This is a genomic window from Enterobacter quasimori, assembly GCF_018597345.1.
Taxonomy (GTDB): domain Bacteria; phylum Pseudomonadota; class Gammaproteobacteria; order Enterobacterales; family Enterobacteriaceae; genus Enterobacter; species Enterobacter mori.
On the sequence record NZ_JAHEVU010000002.1, the window covers coordinates 44,352 to 61,087 of the forward strand.

The following is a 16,736-nucleotide window of genomic DNA, read 5'->3' on the forward strand; positions in this document are numbered from 1 at the left end:
GATAAGAATAGCTAAAGGATGGGCGCTGAAAAGCGCGCCGGCAGGCCTTTCATTCAGGATTGCTGGGGAACATCACAGAATTTTTGACGTGAGGAATTGATGCAAATAGTTAAACAAAGCGCGATGGCGTTATTTTTGGCGGTTATCACCTTTACCGCCAGCGCACATCCTCACAGTTTTATCAGCCTGAAAACCGAGCTTGTGACGGACGGCACGCAGCTGAGCGGCCTGAAGATGCGCTGGACGATGGATGAAATCACCTCGGCGGATCTGCTCTATGATGCAGGAAACGCAAAGCCTGGCGATGAGATCTGGAAAAAGCTGGCGGCAGAAGTGATGGCCAACGTGCTCGGTCAGCACTACTTCACCGAGTTCTGGCATAACGGACAAAAGGTCAAATTTCTTAACCGGCCCACGGAATACGGTATGACGCGAGACGGGCATCAGGCGGTGCTGACATTTATTCTCCCGCTGGCGCACCCTCAGCCGCTGGCAGGGCAAAAGTATCGTTTCTCCACCTTTGATCCCACCTACTATGTCGATATGAGCTACGCCGAGGACAGCGACGTGCAGCTTCCGGCATCGCTACAAAAGACATGTAAGCTTACCGTCCATACGCCAAAGCCCAGCGAAGAGACGCTGAACTTTGCGGTCTCTCTCGACAAAGAAGATGCGCCACCAGAGGACATGGAGCTGGGTAAACAGTTTGCGCAGGAGGTGACGTTACAATGTCAGTGATCTCCTCTTCGCACCCAAAAACGCGCCGCTGGCTTCATCTCTGGCCGCTGGCGCTCTTTCTCCTGCTCGCCGTTTGCGGTTCGCTCTGGCTGTGGCAGGCCTGGCCGCAGGTGATGATGAAAAGCATCATCTGGCAGCGTGAGGTCAACCAGCAGATGAGCGGGCTGCTGAAGGCGGTGGCGGAAAACCCGACCAAAGCGGGCGGTTCCCTGCTGGCGTTTAGCTTTATTTATGGCGTCCTGCACGCGCTGGGGCCGGGGCACGGCAAAATCGTCATCACCACCTGGCTTGCTACCCATCCGTCAAAGCTAAAATCGAGCATCGGCCTGACGCTGGCCTCCTCGCTGCTGCAGGGCGGCGTGGCGATTGCGCTGGTCGTTGTTGTGCTTTCACTTTTGCAGCTTCCGGCGCGCCAGCTGCACATGAGCAGCTTCTGGCTGGAGAAAGGGAGCTACGCGCTGGTGGGTGTGCTGGGGCTGATCCTCTGCTGGCGGGCGCTGAAAAAGCTGCGCGTGCTGCTGCAAAGGCCGAAATTCAAAACCTTTACGCCGCACCACGTTCATAATGAACACTGCGGCTGCGGGCATCAGCATCTGCCCACGCAGGAACAATTACAGAACGGCGACGACTGGCGCGCGCGGCTGATGATTGTGCTTTCGATGGGCATGCGCCCGTGCTCGGGTGCCATCATGGTGCTGCTGTTCAGTAAGGTCATCGGCGTGTTCGGCTGGGGAATGCTGTCCGCGCTGGCGATGGCGGCAGGAACCTCTCTCACCATTTCGTCTTTAGCGCTGCTGGTACACAGCTTCCGTCAGCTGGCGGTCAAACTCAGCGGCAATAAAACGCCGGTGCTGTGGCGGCAGGTTGGCTGGACAACGCTCGCGCTGGCGGGCGGGGTGATTCTGCTGGTGGCGGCGGTGACGATGTGGATGAGTGCGGTGCCGGTGGGAAGAGGATTGCGGCCGTTTTAGCGACGTACGGTCTGCTCCCCCTCCATCACGGGTGCTGCCGCTTATTGCTAATCCCAGTTACCGTAGGGGTAGGTTTTGCCTTTGATGAAATCCTGCGTTGACTGGATAACGTTGAACGTACCGCCGGGGACGACGTAGTTTTTGCACAGCGTCAGGTCGTTGCCGGAGCGGGTCCACATCTTCAATGGTTTAACGGGCAGGCTGGGGCGTCCGGCGACATCCGGGAACCAGAGCTTGACTTTGCCGCCGGGGGACAGGCCGAAGGTCATGTTGTCGTACCAGACAGTATCTCCATACCAGGTATGATCGGCAGGCGTTTTCATGCGCAGCCAGGTATCCGGTCCGAAGACGGCGCTGGTTTCGTAGGTTTGCTGGTCAATATAGGATTCCCAGCAGAAGACAATGTACTGAGGGGGCTTTTTGACTTTGTTGAAATTGATGCTGGGGCCATGAACTGCTGAAGCCCATCTGTCGATAGAATCAGGGCCGGGAGAAGTCTGGTCAAGCATGTTAAAGGTGTATAGGTAACCATCGGTATCAATAACCCGCGCGTGAATGACTTCTGCTGGTAGCTCATGAGGAGTGACAAAGGAAAAACTCCACTCGCCAGAAGGCAGTGTCCAGTCCCCGCTGGCGGCCTGTTTTGACTGTAAAGGTTGGTATTTTTGTGGGCTGCAGCCAGAGGCGGTCAGCAGTAATGAGAGTATCAGCAGTTTGTTCCTGTTCATCCCTGTCATTCCCAGTTCCCGTAAGGGTAAGTTTTGCCTTTAATGAAATCCTGCGTTGACTGGATAACGTTGAACGTACCGCCGGGGACGACGTAGTTTTTGCACAGCGTCAGGTCGTTGCCGGAGCGGGTCCACATCTTCAATGGTTTAACGGGCAGGCTGGGGCGTCCGGCGACATCCGGGAACCAGAGCTTGACTTTGCCGCCGGGGGACAGGCCGAAGGTCATGTTGTCGTACCAGACAGTATCTCCATACCAGGTATGATCGGCAGGCGTTTTCATGCGCAGCCAGGTATCCGGTCCGAAGACGGCGCTGGTTTCATAGGTTTGCTGGTCAATATAGGACTCCCAGCAGAAGACAATGTACTGCGGGGGTTTTTTGACTTTGTCGAAAACGACGCTACCGCCATAGGCCACTTCAGTCCATTTGTTCACGGATTCGGAGTCGCGAGACGTCGTGTCAAGTGTGTTAAAGGTATACAAGTAACCATCCGTGTCGATCACGCGGGCATGAAGTGCTTTTGCCGGTAGTTCATAGGGGGTAATAAAAGAAAAACTCCACTCGCCATAAGGCAGCGTCCAGTCCCCGCTGGCGGCCTGTTTTGACTGTAACGGGTGGGATTTTTGTGGGCTGCAGCCTGCAGCCGTCAGCAGCAGGGCTAGCGCCAGTAGATTGCGTTTTTTCATCGTTTATTTTCATCCATGTTGTAAATCGTTCTGATCCAGTTCTCGTCCGGCCTGTTGACAAAGCCGACGGTTTCGGACACTGAGGCACCACCCTGTAATTCACCGGACTGTTTAAGCTCCACGGCGTTCCAGTGGGCCGAGCAGTGGATATATTTCCGGGCAATTATGTCCACCTCTTCAGGCCTAAAGCCGGTTACGCTTCTGTGCTGACGGGCTGCTTTTCCCATTTCACGAGCGTGGTCAGACAACGGCTTTAGCTCATCAGGTAAGGCGTGAATTTTGATGCTGTCTACGTCAGTAAATAACGCTCCTGCCTCCACTGCCGCATCGACCATGACCCGCAGCGCCACCTTTGACCAGTCAAAAAGGACCGTGCGATGGCGTAGCGTCAGGGCGGCAAACGCGCGCTTCTGCGGCTGGCTGTAGCGGTCAGGCGGGGCGAAATCGTCTTCCCAGACGTCCGGAGTGATAGCGTTGGTACGAATAACGGGCACGATCGCCGGTGAATGCTCCAGCGCGCGTAGCTGTGCCATCGTTTGCTGGTAAACATGCGATTGTGTGCCGGGCTGGTTGTGAGGCAGGGTTTCCACCAGCGGGCGGGTGAGAAAGAGGTCTTCCCGCAGCTGGGGCAGATAGCCGCCGCCGATATCGGAATGGGCGCCGGGGAGTGAGAGCTCTGGCCAGGCGGGGGCGACGCTGTTAAGAGCGAAGTTGTAGCGGCACTCGTGCTGGGCGGTAATGTGAAACGCCTTCTGCGCCACGCCGGGACGCAGGTGGATATTGACATTGCCGGTATCGGCGCTGTGTGGATTAAGCCCGTTCGCCAACGTGCCGACGGCCGCCACGGTATCCATAATGCCGAGGAAGCGGGTTTTGCCTGCGGGAGCGCCACGATAGTTAATTTTGCCTAAGCCCGCTGAAATGACGTCAGCAATGGCTCGGTCTTCCGCCTGTACGCGGTTGGCGAAATGACGGGCCGCTGCCGCGCCACGGCTAAAGCCGAAGATATCAAACAGCAGGGAATCGACAACAAACTTTCCGTTTAGTTGGGTGAGTGCTTTCTTTATCCCGGCTTCGAGTTGCGCTATCGCATCGTCAGTCTTGGCAATGATCCCCGTTTCGGCGGTACCCAGCCCGAGACCTATCGGATTATCGGGTTCGCCTGCCCGCGTGCCAATGCCTTCAACATAGATAACGTCCTGTATATAGCGACTGTCTGGCGGAAAGTTTTGCTCATACAATTTATTCAACCAGTAAATGTTTGTGTAATATCCCAGATAACTTCCCGCCCCGATCCCACTAATCCCCATCTTTTCCGATGCATTTCTGGCGAGAATGGTTGCCGCATCCGGGCTGTTGATATCAAAGTGCTGCGCCGTGAGTGCCTCAAGCATCTTGCCTGTATTCACCGCGTTATTACCGGTGCCGTCAAAGAATATCCCCAGCACCAGCGTCACTCTCCGCTCAGGTTGCTCTTCTGGGAAGATAGTCTTCTGGACCACCGGAAAAAGACGGCTGTAATTTTCAGGCGTCAGCAGATAATCAAATTCGGTACCGGCAATAAGATGGCGACTCAGAATATAATCATAATCCACCGAGATATATTCATGGTCCATATCATTCATATCTGAATGCAGCTGAATGGACCGTATTGATGCACCACGTAATTCGATAAGATAATAGTTCTCCATATGACCGTATCGATTGGTGCGGTAAATATCAAAGGTAAGCTTAAGACGTTCATTATTATTAATGGCGTTGCTGAGTAACGGAGAGCTTTTATCCAGGAGCTTACAGAATTGCAGTCCGCGATGGTGAATCCGGCCACCGGTGCTGCCCGCTTCCTGCGTCAGACTGAAAACAAAGATTTCATCTTCATGTCCCAGCTGATAGCGGTTGCCGACTGAAGCCTGAGAACCACAGCCAGCAGAAATCTTGCCCTGAATATCGCCCTCAAGCGTTAAATAAATAAGGTTGCTCATTTATTTTTCCTGCGTGAGGCGTTTAGTCAGGAAGTATCGTAATGATAAAGTTGAAAAGACAATCTGCTATAAATCAAATTACGGAGTAAATACTGATTATTATTTAGGTGTAAAAGGAACGACTAATAAAAAATCCCCGATGATGAATGTCGGGGATTTATATACACAGACTGCATTGGGTAAATAAACGCTGGATGCAGTTACCGGGATTAACGCTTCAGCGCATCGCTCAGTTCGTCACGCATGTTTGCCAGCATGGCTTTAACAACGCGTGGGTTACCCGCAACGATGTTGCCGGTAGACATATAGTTATGGCCGCCGGTGAAGTCGCAAACAATGGCGCCTGCTTCACGCGCGATCAGCTCGCCCGCAGCAAAGTCCCACGGCTTCAGTGACAGCTCGAAGTAACCGTCAACGCGGCCGGTGGCCACGTAGGCCAGATCCAGCGCAGCAGAACCGGTGCGACGGAAATCCGCGCATTCGGTGAACAGTTTGCCCAGGATATTCATGTAGGTGGTCGCGTGCTGTTTCGCCTTGAACGGGAAACCGGTCGCCAGGATGGTGCCGTCCAGATCGCGTGCGTTGCTGCAGCGCAGACGGTAGCCGTTCAGCTGTGCGCCCTGACCGCGGGTCGCGGTGAACAGCTCGTTACGCATTGGATCGTACACAACGGCGACTTCAGTACGGCCTTTAATGCGTACTGCGATAGACACAGAGAAGTGTGGCAGGCGTTTGACGAAGTTGGTGGTGCCATCCAGTGGATCGATAACCCATTGAACATCCTGATCGGTACCTTCATGTTCACCGCTTTCTTCGGTGATGATGGTGTGCTGTGGGTAAGATTTGCGGATCGTTTCGATAACAATCGCTTCTGCGGCTTTATCAACGTTCGTCACGAAATCATTGCTGCCTTTCTGGCTGGTTTCTACGGAGTCTGGCGTTTCGTAGTGTTTGGCAATTACATTACCCGCCTTGCGCGCTGCGCGCACGGCGATGGTCAGCATCGGATGCATCGGTCTCTCTCACTGGATGTTAAAGAACAGGAAAATCGGCGCAGAGTATAGCAGCGGGATCGGATTATGTCTCCCGTTTATGATAATATGCCCGAATATTCTTCAGACACTGAATTCAGACATTAAAAATTATGCTGCAAAACATTCGAATTGTGCTGGTCGAAACATCGCATACCGGCAACATGGGCTCCGTTGCCCGCGCTATGAAAACCATGGGCTTAACGAACCTGTGGCTGGTTAACCCGCTGGTGAAACCTGACTCGCAGGCTATCGCGCTGGCGGCCGGGGCCAGCGACGTGATCGGCAATGCCCAGATCGTCGATACCCTTGACGAAGCGCTGGCCGGCTGCAGCCTCGTTGTGGGTACCAGCGCGCGTTCGCGCACGCTGCCGTGGCCAATGCTCGATCCGCGTGAATGCGGCCTGAAAAGTGTCTCGGAGGCAGAACAGGCACCGGTTGCGCTGGTGTTTGGCCGCGAGCGCGTTGGCCTGACCAACGACGAGCTGCAGAAGTGCCATTATCACGTCGCGATTGCGGCAAACCCGGAGTACAGCTCGCTGAACCTGGCGATGGCGGTGCAGGTTATCGCTTACGAAGTGCGTATGGCGTGGCTGGCAACGCAGGAGAAACAGGTCGAGCCGAAAGAAGAGACGGCCTACCCGCTGGTGGACGACCTTGAGCGCTTCTACGGTCACCTGGAGCAGACGCTGCTCTCAACCGGTTTTATCCGCGAAGGCCACCCGGGACAGGTAATGAACAAGCTGCGCCGTATGTTTACCCGCGCGCGTCCGGAAAGCCAAGAGCTGAACATCCTGCGCGGGATCCTGGCGTCGATTGAGCAGAAGAATAAAGCGTAGCGTCGTCTGTTTGCCAGGTGGCGCTTCGCTGACCTGGCCTACAAAACCGTAGGTCGGGTAAGCGAAGCGCCACCCGACAAAAAACGGCACAGAAGGTTAAATACCTGACTAAAACAGTCAAGTAAATAGTTGACCATTTTAGTCAGGAATGTCAGACTTGGCCCTGCTATGCAATACCCCATTTTACAATAAAAAACCCCGGGCAGGGGCGAGTTTGAGGTTAAGTAAGACATGAGACTGACATCTAAAGGGCGTTATGCCGTGACCGCGATGCTGGACGTTGCGCTCAACTCCGAAGCGGGCCCGGTTCCGTTGGCTGATATTTCTGAACGACAAGGGATCTCCCTCTCTTATCTGGAACAGCTGTTCTCCAGACTGCGTAAAAATGGACTGGTTTCCAGCGTTCGTGGCCCGGGCGGCGGTTATCTGCTGGGTAAAGACGCGGGCAGTATTGCAGTTGGCGAAGTGATCAGCGCCGTTGACGAATCCGTTGACGCGACCCGTTGCCAGGGTAAAGGCGGCTGCCAGGGCGGCGATAAGTGCCTGACCCACGCGCTGTGGCGCGATCTGAGCGACCGTCTGACCGGCTTCCTGAACAACATCACCCTGGGTGAACTGGTGAATAACCAGGAAGTTCTGGATGTATCGGGCCGTCAGCACAGTCAGGATTCTCAACGCAGCACCCGTGCGCAGGACGCTATCGACGTCAAACTGCGCGCGTAATAAAACGATAAGTATTTCAGAATCAGGCCGGGGCGGTCATGCCCCGTGTACTCGGTCGTACATCCAGCCGGTTGCCTGATTCCTTGCATTGAAGCGATGTACGGAGTTTAAAGAGCAATGAAATTACCGATTTATCTCGACTACTCCGCAACCACGCCGGTGGACCCGCGTGTTGCCGAGAAAATGATGCAGTGTCTGACCCTGGACGGAAACTTTGGTAACCCAGCTTCCCGTTCACACCGTTTTGGCTGGCATGCTGAAGAGGCGGTTGATATCGCCCGTAATCAGATTGCTGACCTGGTGGGTGCCGACCCGCGTGAGATTGTTTTCACCTCCGGTGCGACCGAATCCGACAACCTGGCGATCAAAGGTGCAGCCAACTTTTATCAGAAAAAAGGCAAGCACATCATCACCAGCAAAACCGAACACAAAGCCGTACTGGACACCTGCCGTCAGCTGGAGCGTGAAGGGTATGAAGTCACCTACCTGGCGCCACAGAGCAACGGCATCATCGACCTGAAAGAGCTCGAAGCGGCCATGCGTGATGACACCATTCTGGTCTCCATCATGCACGTCAACAACGAAATCGGCGTGGTGCAGGACATCGCGACCATCGGCGAAATGTGCCGCGCGCGCGGTATCATCTATCACGTTGACGCGACCCAGAGCGTGGGCAAACTGCCTATCGACCTGAGCCAGCTGAAAGTGGACCTGATGTCCTTCTCCGGCCACAAAATCTATGGCCCGAAAGGGATTGGCGCGCTGTACGTTCGTCGTAAGCCACGTATCCGCATCGAAGCACAGATGCACGGCGGTGGTCACGAGCGCGGCATGCGTTCCGGTACGCTGCCTGTTCACCAGATCGTGGGCATGGGCGAAGCCTACCGCATTGCAAAAGAAGAGATGGAAACCGAGATGGCGCGCCTGCGCACGCTGCGTAACCGTCTGTGGGACGGCGTGAAGGATATGGAAGAAGTGTATCTGAACGGCGATCTCGAGCAGGGCGCACCAAACATCCTCAACGTCAGCTTCAACTATGTTGAAGGCGAGTCGCTGATCATGGCGCTGAAAGACCTGGCGGTTTCTTCCGGTTCTGCCTGTACCTCTGCAAGCCTTGAGCCATCCTACGTGCTGCGCGCGCTGGGTATGACTGACGAGCTGGCACACAGCTCTATCCGTTTCTCTTTAGGTCGTTTCACTACCGAAGAAGAGATTGACTACACCATCAAGCTGGTTCGCAACTCCATCGGCCGTCTGCGCGACCTTTCTCCACTGTGGGAAATGTTCAAGCAGGGCGTGGATCTGAACAGCATTGAATGGTCACATCACTAATCGGTACATAAGGAGAATTCAATCATGGCATACAGCGAAAAAGTCATCGATCATTACGAAAACCCACGCAACGTTGGCTCTTTTGACAACAGCGACGAATCTGTTGGTAGCGGCATGGTCGGTGCACCGGCGTGTGGCGACGTGATGAAGTTGCAGATTAAAGTCAACAATGAAGGTATCATTGAAGACGCGCGCTTCAAGACCTACGGCTGCGGTTCTGCTATCGCGTCCAGCTCCCTGGTCACCGAATGGGTGAAGGGTAAGTCTCTGGACGAAGCACAGGCAATCAAAAACACGGATATTGCTGAAGAACTCGAACTGCCACCGGTGAAAATTCACTGCTCAATTCTGGCAGAAGACGCGATCAAAGCCGCCATTGCGGATTACAAAAGCAAACGTGAAGCAAAATAATTGAGGTTTGAGTATGTCGATTACCCTTAGCGACAGCGCTGCCGCGCGAGTAAGCTCTTTTCTGGCGAACCGTGGTAAAGGCTTTGGCCTGCGACTGGGCGTACGTACCTCCGGCTGTTCTGGTATGGCTTACGTACTGGAGTTTGTTGACGAACCGGCGTCTGACGACACCGTGTTTGAAGACAAGGGCGTGAAGGTGGTGGTCGATGGCAAAAGCCTGCAATTCCTCAACGGCACTCAGCTGGACTTCGTTAAAGAAGGCCTGAACGAAGGGTTCAAATTCACGAACCCGAACGTCAAAGACGAGTGTGGTTGCGGCGAAAGCTTCCACGTTTAACCGCGCGTCATCCGAAACCCCACCGTGGCGTTACCCGCTACGCGTGGGGTTTGTTTTAACAGGCTACCCCTGAGATTGTTATGGATTACTTCACTCTCTTCGGACTACCCGCTCAATACCCGATTGATCTCCAGGCGCTGACGATCCGCTTTCAGGATCTTCAGCGTCAGTACCATCCGGACAAATTCGCGAGCGGTACTCAGGCAGAGCAGCTGGCTGCGGTATCGCACTCTGCCACCATCAACCAGGCCTGGCAGACGCTGCGCCATCCGCTGGCGCGTGCTGAGTATCTGCTCTCGCTCCACGGTTTTGATCTGGCGAGCGAGCAGCACACCGTGCGCGACACGGCGTTTCTGATGGAGCAGCTGGAGCTTCGCGAAGAGCTCGATGAGATTGAACAGGCCAAAGACGAAGCGCGTCTGGAAAGCTTTATTACGCGCGTGAAGGGCATGTTCGATACCCGCCATCAGCAGATGGTGGAGCAACTGAACAACGAGACCTGGGACGTGGCGGCAGATACTGTGCGCAAACTCCGTTTTCTCGATAAACTGCGAAGCAGTGCTGAACAACTCGAAGAAAAGCTGCTCGATTTTTAATTTCGGAAGCAATTATGGCCTTATTACAAATTAGTGAGCCTGGCTTAAGTGCCGCACCGCACCAGCGTCGTCTGGCGGTGGGTATCGATCTGGGCACCACCAATTCCCTCGTGGCGACCGTGCGCAGCGGCCAGGCGGAAACGCTGGCTGACGAGCAGGGGCGCCATCTGCTGCCTTCCGTGGTCCACTACCAGCAGCAGGGTCACGCGGTAGGCTATGACGCCCGCGCTAACGCCGCGCGCGATCCGGCCAACACCATCAGCTCCGTCAAGCGCATGATGGGCCGCTCGCTGGCCGATATTCAGACCCGCTATCCGCATCTGCCGTATCAGCTGCAGGCAAGTGAAAACGGCCTGCCGATGATCGCGACCGCGGCCGGTCTGCTGAACCCGATTCGTGTTTCTGCTGATATCCTCAAGGCGCTGGCAGAGCGCGCCACGGCAACGCTCGGCGGCGATCTGGACGGCGTGGTGATCACCGTTCCTGCGTACTTTGACGATGCACAGCGTCAGGGCACTAAAGACGCCGCGCGTCTGGCGGGCCTGCACGTGCTGCGTCTGCTGAACGAACCGACGGCGGCGGCGATTGCCTACGGCCTCGATTCCGGTCAGGAAGGGGTCATTGCGGTTTACGATCTCGGCGGCGGTACCTTTGATATTTCAATCCTGCGCCTGAGCCGTGGGGTATTTGAAGTGCTGGCGACCGGCGGGGATTCCGCGCTGGGCGGCGATGACTTCGACCACCTGCTGGCGGACTACATCCGCGAGCAGGCGGGCCTCAGCGATCGCAGCGATGCGCGCGTACAGCGCGAGCTGCTGGATGCGGCTATTGACGCCAAAATCGCCCTGAGCGATGCGCAGACGGTTACCGTCAACGTTGCGGGCTGGCAGGGTGAGATCTCTCGCGACCAGTTCAGCGATCTGATCGCCCCGCTGGTGAAACGCACCTTACTGGCCTGCCGTCGCGCATTGAAAGATGCGGGCGTTGAGGCGAACGAGGTGCTCGAAGTGGTGATGGTGGGCGGTTCGACCCGCGTGCCGCTGGTGCGCGAGCGCGTGGGCGAATTCTTTGGCCGCACGCCGCTGACCTCCATCGACCCGGACAAAGTGGTTGCCGTGGGTGCCGCTATCCAGGCCGATATTCTGGTCGGCAACAAGCCGGACAGCGAAATGCTGCTGCTGGACGTCATCCCGCTGTCGCTGGGGTTAGAAACCATGGGCGGCCTGGTGGAGAAAGTGATCCCGCGTAACACCACCATTCCGGTGGCGCGCGCGCAGGAGTTCACCACCTTCAAAGACGGCCAGACCGCGATGTCCATCCACGTGATGCAGGGCGAACGCGAGCTGGTGCAGGACTGCCGTTCACTGGCGCGCTTTGCGCTGCGCGGCATCCCGGCGCTGCCTGCGGGCGGGGCGCACATTCGCGTCACCTTCCAGGTGGATGCCGACGGCCTGCTGAGCGTCACGGCGATGGAAAAATCCACCGGCGTGGAATCGTCCATTCAGGTGAAGCCGTCCTACGGCCTGACCGATGGCGAAATCGCCTCCATGATTCAGGACTCAATGAGCTACGCCGAGCAGGATGTGAAGGCGCGTATGCTGGCTGAACAGAAAGTGGAAGCCGCCCGCGTGCTGGAGAGCCTGACCGGCGCGCTCGCTGCCGACGCCGCGCTGTTAAGCGCCGCTGAGCGTCAGGTGATTGACGAAGCCGCCGCGCGCTTAAGCGCCGTGGCCGAAGGCAATGACGCTGACGCAATAGAAGAAGCCATTAAAAACGTTGATAAACAAACCCAGGACTTTGCTGCTCGCCGCATGGACAAATCTGTCCGCGTCGCGCTGAAAGGCCAGTCCGTGGACGAGGTTTAATATGCCAAAGATTGTAATTTTGCCTCATGCGGACCTCTGTCCGGATGGCGCTGTTCTGGAAGCGAAGACCGGTGAAACCATTCTCGATGTAGCCCTGCGTGCAGGTATCGAAGTGGAACACGCCTGTGAAAAATCCTGTGCCTGCACCACCTGCCACTGCATCGTGCGTGAAGGTTTTGACTCTCTCGCCGAGAGCACCGAAGACGAAGACGACATGCTGGATAAAGCATGGGGTCTGGAGCCAGACAGCCGCCTGAGCTGCCAGGCTGCGGTGACCGATGAAGATCTGGTCGTGGAATTCCCACGCTACACTATCAACCACGCACGCGAGCATTGATATGGGACTGAAGTGGACAGACAGCCGTGAAATCGGCGAAGCGCTCTACGACGCGAACCCGGATCTCGATCCGAAGACCGTACGATTCACCGACATGCACCAGTGGATCTGCGATTTAGAGGATTTCGACGACGATCCAAACGCATCCAATGAAAAAATTCTGGAGGCGATTCTGTTAGTCTGGTTAGATGAAGCAGAATAAATAACAAAACGGGCTGCCTTCAGGCGGCCCGTTTGCTAGTTGCTAATAAGGAAAAATAAAATGACCGAAGCGATGAAGATTACGCTCTCTACGCAGCCCGCCGACGCGCGCTGGGGCGAAAAAGCCACCTACAGCATCAACAACGACGGTATTACCCTGCACCTGACGGGCAACGATGATTTGGGCCTGATCCAGCGCGCCGCGCGTAAAATTGACGGGCTGGGCATTAAGCATGTCTCTCTGGAAGGCGAAGGCTGGGACACCGACCGCAGCTGGGCATTCTGGGCAGGCTACAAGGGCCCGAAAGGCACCCGCAAAATTGAGTGGGCAAACCTCGACGAAGCCGGTCAGAAAGAGCTGGAAAGCCGCCTGCAAATTATCGACTGGGTGCGCGACACCATCAACGCCCCGGCGGAAGAGCTTGGTCCTGAGCAGCTTGCGCAGCGCGCCGTTGACCTGCTGTGCGGCGTGGCGGGCGACAAGATGTCCTACCGCATCACCAAGGGTGAAGACCTGCGCGAGCAGAACTACATGGGTATCCACACCGTGGGTCGTGGCTCAGAGCGCCCCCCGGTCCTGCTGGCGCTGGATTACAACCCAACCGGCGATAAAGACGCCCCTGTCTTTGCCTGCCTGGTAGGTAAAGGCATCACCTTCGACACCGGCGGCTACAGCCTGAAGCAGAGCGCGTTCATGGACTCCATGAAGTCCGACATGGGCGGCGCGGCCACCATCACCGGCGCGCTGGCGTTTGCGATTACCCGCGGTCTGAACAAGCGCGTGAAGCTGTACCTGTGCTGCGCGGACAACATGGTGAGCGGCAACGCCTTCAAGCTGGGCGACATCATTCGCTATCGCAACGGCAAAAACGTTGAAGTGATGAACACCGACGCCGAAGGCCGCCTGGTGCTGGCCGATGGCCTGATCGACGCGTCTGCCCAGAAGCCAGAGCTGATTATCGACATGGCGACCCTGACCGGTGCGGCAAAAACCGCGCTGGGCAACGACTACCACGCGCTGTTCAGCTTCGACGACAGGCTGGCCGCTCGCCTGCTGGCAAGCGCCGCTGCGGAAAATGAACCGTTCTGGCGTCTGCCGCTGGCCGAGTTCCACCGCAGCCAGCTGCCGTCCAACTTTGCCGAGCTGAACAATACCGCCAGCGCGGCGTACCCGGCGGGCGCAAGCACCGCGGCAGGCTTCCTGTCTCACTTCGTTGAGAATTATCATGAAGGCTGGCTGCACATCGACTGCTCCGCAACGTACCGTAAAGCGGCGGTTGAGCAGTGGTCCGCGGGCGCGACCGGTCTGGGCGTGCGTACCGTGGCGAACCTGCTGACGGCTGGGTAATCCTCATTGCCCTCACCCTAACCCTCTCCCACGGGGAGAGGGGATGGTTTGCTCCCTCTCCCTTGAGGGAGAGGGCCGGGGTGAGGGGGAAATGCATCATCTGGAATTGTTATGTCAGAAACCAAAAACGAATTAGAAACCCTGCTGGAGCAGGCGGCGACCGAGCCCGCCCACCGTCCGGCATTTTTCCGCACGCTGCTGGAATCCACCGTCTGGGTGCCGGGTACCGCCGCGGAAGGAGAGCAGGTTGTCGAAGACAGCGCGCTGGATCTGCTGCACTGGGAGAAAGACGACGGCACGTCGGTGATCCCGTTCTTCACCTCGCTGGAAGCCCTGCAGGAAGCGGTTGAAGACGAACAGGCGTTCGTGGTGATGCCGGTGCGTACCCTGTTTGAAATGACGCTCGGCCAGACGCTGTTCCTCAACGCGAAGCTGCCTACCGGAAAAGAGTTCACGCCGCGCGAAATCAGCCACCTGATGGGTGAAGAGGGCAACCCGCTCAGCACCCAGGAAGTGCTGGAAGGGGGCGAAACGCTGCTGCTGTCTGAGGTGGCCGAGCCGCCCGCGCAGATGATCGACTCCCTGACGACGCTGTTCAAAACGCTCAAGCCCGTCAGGCGCGCGTTTCTCTGCTCCATTAAAGAGCGTGCGGACGAAAAGCCGGTGCTGTTGATCGGTATTGAGGCCGATGGCGATTTCGACGAGATCGTTCAGGCGGCGGGCAGCGTGGCGACCGATACGCTACCGGGCGATGAGCCGATTGATATCTGTCAGGTGAAAAACGGTGAGAAAGGCATCAGCCACTTTATTACCGAGCACATCACGCCGTTCTACGAGCGCCGCTGGGGCGGCTTCCTGCGCGATCTCAAAACTAACCGCATCATCTGATTACGGCGGGGTGAATATCACCCCGTTGCTTCCAGCAGCAGTAAATCCATCAGCAGCACCAGATTCGACTCAAACGACGTCACCCCCGCGGCTTCGGCGGCGTAGTGTACCGCTTCGTCATAGAGGGCAAAGTGCACGTCCGCCATCCCCGCCAGCGTATTGGCCGAGGCGCGGGTAAAGGCAACGATCGTCATGCCGACGTTTTTGGCAATCCGCGCTTTATCCAGCACCTGCTCCGTTTCGCCGCTGCGCGAGACGGCAATAAAAACCTGATAGCGTGCGGCATTGCTGAGAAAAATATTCCGGCTGTCTCCCGGCCCGGAGATAAACGCCGTTTTGCCCAGCACCTGCAGCTTCTTGGTCAGGTACTCCGCAAACAGATAAGAAAAACCGGCGCCGTAGAGAAAGAAGCTCTCTTTCTGGCGCAGCAGGTCGGCAAACTGCTGGCGCTTCTCCTGCGTGACCCAACGGAAGGTGTGCTGATAGTTGGCGATAAACTGATTAAACAGCGCCGGGAGTTCTGGAAGGGAGGGCGCCTGAGCGGCAATATGCGGCGTGTCGGAAAGCAACTGCTTGCAGTGCCAGATAAACTCGCTAAAGCCGCTGAACCCCAGCTTTTGGCACAGCCGCATGATGGTGGCGGTCGAAACAAACGTCGCCTGCGCCAGCTCGCGCACCGTGATGTTGCCCACCAGCAGCGGATGCTCCGTGAGGTGGGCGAGGACGCGATACTCCGCGCGGGTCAGCGATGTCCCGCGCGTTAACAGCGTGGCCAGGCGGTTATCCATTATTTCGCAGGTTCGACAGGCAGATCGTCTCGCGCACCCCATTCGCTCCAGGCGCCGTCGTAAAGCGTGACGTCGTTCGCGCCGAGCGTGGCGAGTGCCAGGATCACTACGCAGGCCGTTACGCCGGAGCCACAGCTGGCAATAATCGGACGATGTAAATCCACGCCTGCACGATCAAAAATGGCGCGCAGCTCGTCGGTGGTTTTCAGCTCGCCCTCAAACACCAGATCGCCCCACGGCACGTTCAGCGCGCCCGGAATATGTCCGCGCTTCAGTCCCGGACGCGGTTCATCCGCTTCGGCATTAAAGCGTGGAGCAGGACGGGCATCGACGATTTGCGCCGTTTTTTCATGGCTCACGACCAGCACGTCGGTCAGGCGTTTCACCACGTGCGCGTCGAACGTGGCATCGAATTCGCCTTCCGGCAGCGTCACGTCGCCCTGCTGAAGCGGCAGCTCGTCGCGCTTCCAGCCCGCAAGCCCGCCCGCCAGAATCGATACTTTTTCCACGCCAAAGTTTTTCAGCATCCACCACGCCCGCGGGGCGGAGAAGAGGTTACCCTCATCGTAAACAACGAGGTGTTTGTCTTTGCTGATGCCCAGCTCGCGCATCGCCACGGAAAATGCTTCCGGGCGCGGCAGCATGTGCGGCAGGGGAGAGGTGTGATCGGAGAGGGCTTCGATATCAAAAAATACCGCGCCAGGCAGATGTCCGGCACGGTATTCACCGGGCACGTCGCGATGCTCTTGCCCTGGCGGGGCCATACGCGCGTCAATAATCTGGACTTCCGGATCGTCGCCGTGCTCAATCAGCCAGTCGGCGGCGACGAAATATGAGGTGGACATGAGTTGCCTCCATTCTTTTCCGTAAAAAAGGATTGTCGGTGTTTTTTCTGACACCGACAAGCAAACCACGTTCAACTCGCGAGCAAGCCC

General features: G+C 56.8%; 19 protein-coding genes. 13 read left to right on the top strand and 6 right to left on the bottom strand.

Annotation, left to right across the window (positions count from 1 at the left end; genetic code table 11):
* Positions 1-99: 99 nt before the first annotated feature.
* The gene (locus KK102_RS08655; RefSeq protein WP_126546424.1) at positions 100-738 is read left to right on the top strand and encodes a DUF1007 family protein; all 639 of its coding nucleotides are present in this window, start codon (positions 100-102) and stop codon (positions 736-738) included.
* Positions 729-1,709 carry a nickel/cobalt transporter gene (locus KK102_RS08660; RefSeq protein WP_216357378.1) on the top strand — a complete coding sequence of 327 codons (981 nt, stop codon included), beginning with the start codon at positions 729-731 and terminating at the stop codon, positions 1,707-1,709. The genes KK102_RS08655 and KK102_RS08660 overlap by 10 nt, the downstream gene beginning before the upstream one ends.
* A gap of 47 nt (positions 1,710-1,756) precedes the next feature.
* Here the strand turns inward: KK102_RS08660 and KK102_RS08665 are convergent, their stop codons facing one another.
* The 4 genes from KK102_RS08665 to suhB all read right to left on the bottom strand — a co-directional run bounded on the left by KK102_RS08665 (position 1,757) and on the right by suhB (position 6,118).
* Positions 1,757-2,437, bottom strand: a complete 681-nt coding sequence (locus KK102_RS08665; protein ID WP_216357379.1) for a DUF2931 family protein — start codon at positions 2,435-2,437, stop codon at positions 1,757-1,759.
* A gap of 5 nt (positions 2,438-2,442) precedes the next feature.
* Positions 2,443-3,123, bottom strand: a complete 681-nt coding sequence (locus tag KK102_RS08670; RefSeq protein WP_216357380.1) for a DUF2931 family protein — start codon at positions 3,121-3,123, stop codon at positions 2,443-2,445.
* Complete coding sequence (tssD, locus tag KK102_RS08675; protein WP_216357381.1) at positions 3,120-5,105, bottom strand: type VI secretion system tube protein TssD; 1,986 nt, start codon at positions 5,103-5,105, stop codon at positions 3,120-3,122. Before tssD ends, KK102_RS08670 begins: the two co-directional genes overlap by 4 nt.
* A 209-nt stretch (positions 5,106-5,314) precedes the next feature.
* Positions 5,315-6,118 (bottom strand): inositol-1-monophosphatase, encoded by an 804-nt coding sequence (suhB, locus tag KK102_RS08680; protein ID WP_216357382.1) that lies wholly within the window; start codon positions 6,116-6,118, stop codon positions 5,315-5,317.
* 131 nt (positions 6,119-6,249) lie between these two features.
* Between suhB and trmJ the strand changes: the two genes are divergently transcribed.
* The 11 genes from trmJ (at position 6,250) to sseB (ending at position 15,013) form a co-directional block, all read left to right on the top strand.
* Positions 6,250-6,975, top strand: coding sequence for a tRNA (cytosine(32)/uridine(32)-2'-O)-methyltransferase TrmJ (gene trmJ, locus KK102_RS08685; RefSeq protein WP_216357383.1), 726 nt, complete (start codon positions 6,250-6,252; stop codon positions 6,973-6,975).
* A gap of 231 nt (positions 6,976-7,206) precedes the next feature.
* On the top strand, positions 7,207-7,698 hold the full coding sequence (gene iscR, locus KK102_RS08690) for a Fe-S cluster assembly transcriptional regulator IscR (protein WP_024908641.1): 492 nt from the start codon (positions 7,207-7,209) through the stop codon (positions 7,696-7,698).
* Positions 7,699-7,815: 117 nt separating this feature from the next.
* Positions 7,816-9,030, top strand: coding sequence for a cysteine desulfurase (gene iscS / locus KK102_RS08695; protein ID WP_008502157.1), 1,215 nt, complete (start codon positions 7,816-7,818; stop codon positions 9,028-9,030).
* A gap of 24 nt (positions 9,031-9,054) precedes the next feature.
* Positions 9,055-9,441, top strand: a complete 387-nt coding sequence (iscU, locus tag KK102_RS08700) for a Fe-S cluster assembly scaffold IscU (RefSeq protein WP_003860661.1) — start codon at positions 9,055-9,057, stop codon at positions 9,439-9,441.
* Between the two features lie 13 nt (positions 9,442-9,454).
* Positions 9,455-9,778 carry an iron-sulfur cluster assembly protein IscA gene (gene iscA / locus KK102_RS08705; protein WP_003860659.1) on the top strand — a complete coding sequence of 108 codons (324 nt, stop codon included), beginning with the start codon at positions 9,455-9,457 and terminating at the stop codon, positions 9,776-9,778.
* Between the two features lie 80 nt (positions 9,779-9,858).
* Complete coding sequence (gene hscB, locus KK102_RS08710) at positions 9,859-10,374, top strand: co-chaperone HscB (RefSeq protein ID WP_024908642.1); 516 nt, start codon at positions 9,859-9,861, stop codon at positions 10,372-10,374.
* 14 nt (positions 10,375-10,388) lie between these two features.
* Positions 10,389-12,239 (top strand): Fe-S protein assembly chaperone HscA, encoded by a 1,851-nt coding sequence (hscA, locus tag KK102_RS08715; protein WP_216357384.1) that lies wholly within the window; start codon positions 10,389-10,391, stop codon positions 12,237-12,239.
* A gap of 1 nt (position 12,240) precedes the next feature.
* Entirely contained in the window at positions 12,241-12,576 is a 336-nt protein-coding gene (gene fdx / locus KK102_RS08720; protein ID WP_003860652.1) for an ISC system 2Fe-2S type ferredoxin, read from the top strand.
* 1 nt (position 12,577) lies between these two features.
* Complete coding sequence (iscX, locus tag KK102_RS08725; protein WP_003860650.1) at positions 12,578-12,778, top strand: Fe-S cluster assembly protein IscX; 201 nt, start codon at positions 12,578-12,580, stop codon at positions 12,776-12,778.
* Positions 12,779-12,838: 60 nt separating this feature from the next.
* Positions 12,839-14,125, top strand: coding sequence for an aminopeptidase PepB (pepB, locus tag KK102_RS08730; protein ID WP_216357385.1), 1,287 nt, complete (start codon positions 12,839-12,841; stop codon positions 14,123-14,125).
* A 111-nt stretch (positions 14,126-14,236) separates the two neighbouring features.
* A complete protein-coding gene (gene sseB, locus KK102_RS08735; protein ID WP_126544242.1) occupies positions 14,237-15,013 on the top strand; it encodes an enhanced serine sensitivity protein SseB in 777 nt (258 codons plus the stop codon).
* 17 nt (positions 15,014-15,030) lie between these two features.
* Here the strand turns inward: sseB and KK102_RS08740 are convergent, their stop codons facing one another.
* Both KK102_RS08740 and sseA read right to left on the bottom strand, forming a co-directional pair.
* Positions 15,031-15,801: a MurR/RpiR family transcriptional regulator gene (locus KK102_RS08740; protein ID WP_216357386.1), complete on the bottom strand. Its 771-nt coding sequence runs from the start codon at positions 15,799-15,801 to the stop codon at positions 15,031-15,033.
* Positions 15,801-16,646 (bottom strand): 3-mercaptopyruvate sulfurtransferase, encoded by an 846-nt coding sequence (gene sseA / locus KK102_RS08745; RefSeq protein WP_100165745.1) that lies wholly within the window; start codon positions 16,644-16,646, stop codon positions 15,801-15,803. The genes KK102_RS08740 and sseA overlap by 1 nt, the downstream gene beginning before the upstream one ends.
* Between the last annotated feature and the right edge of the window lie 90 nt (positions 16,647-16,736).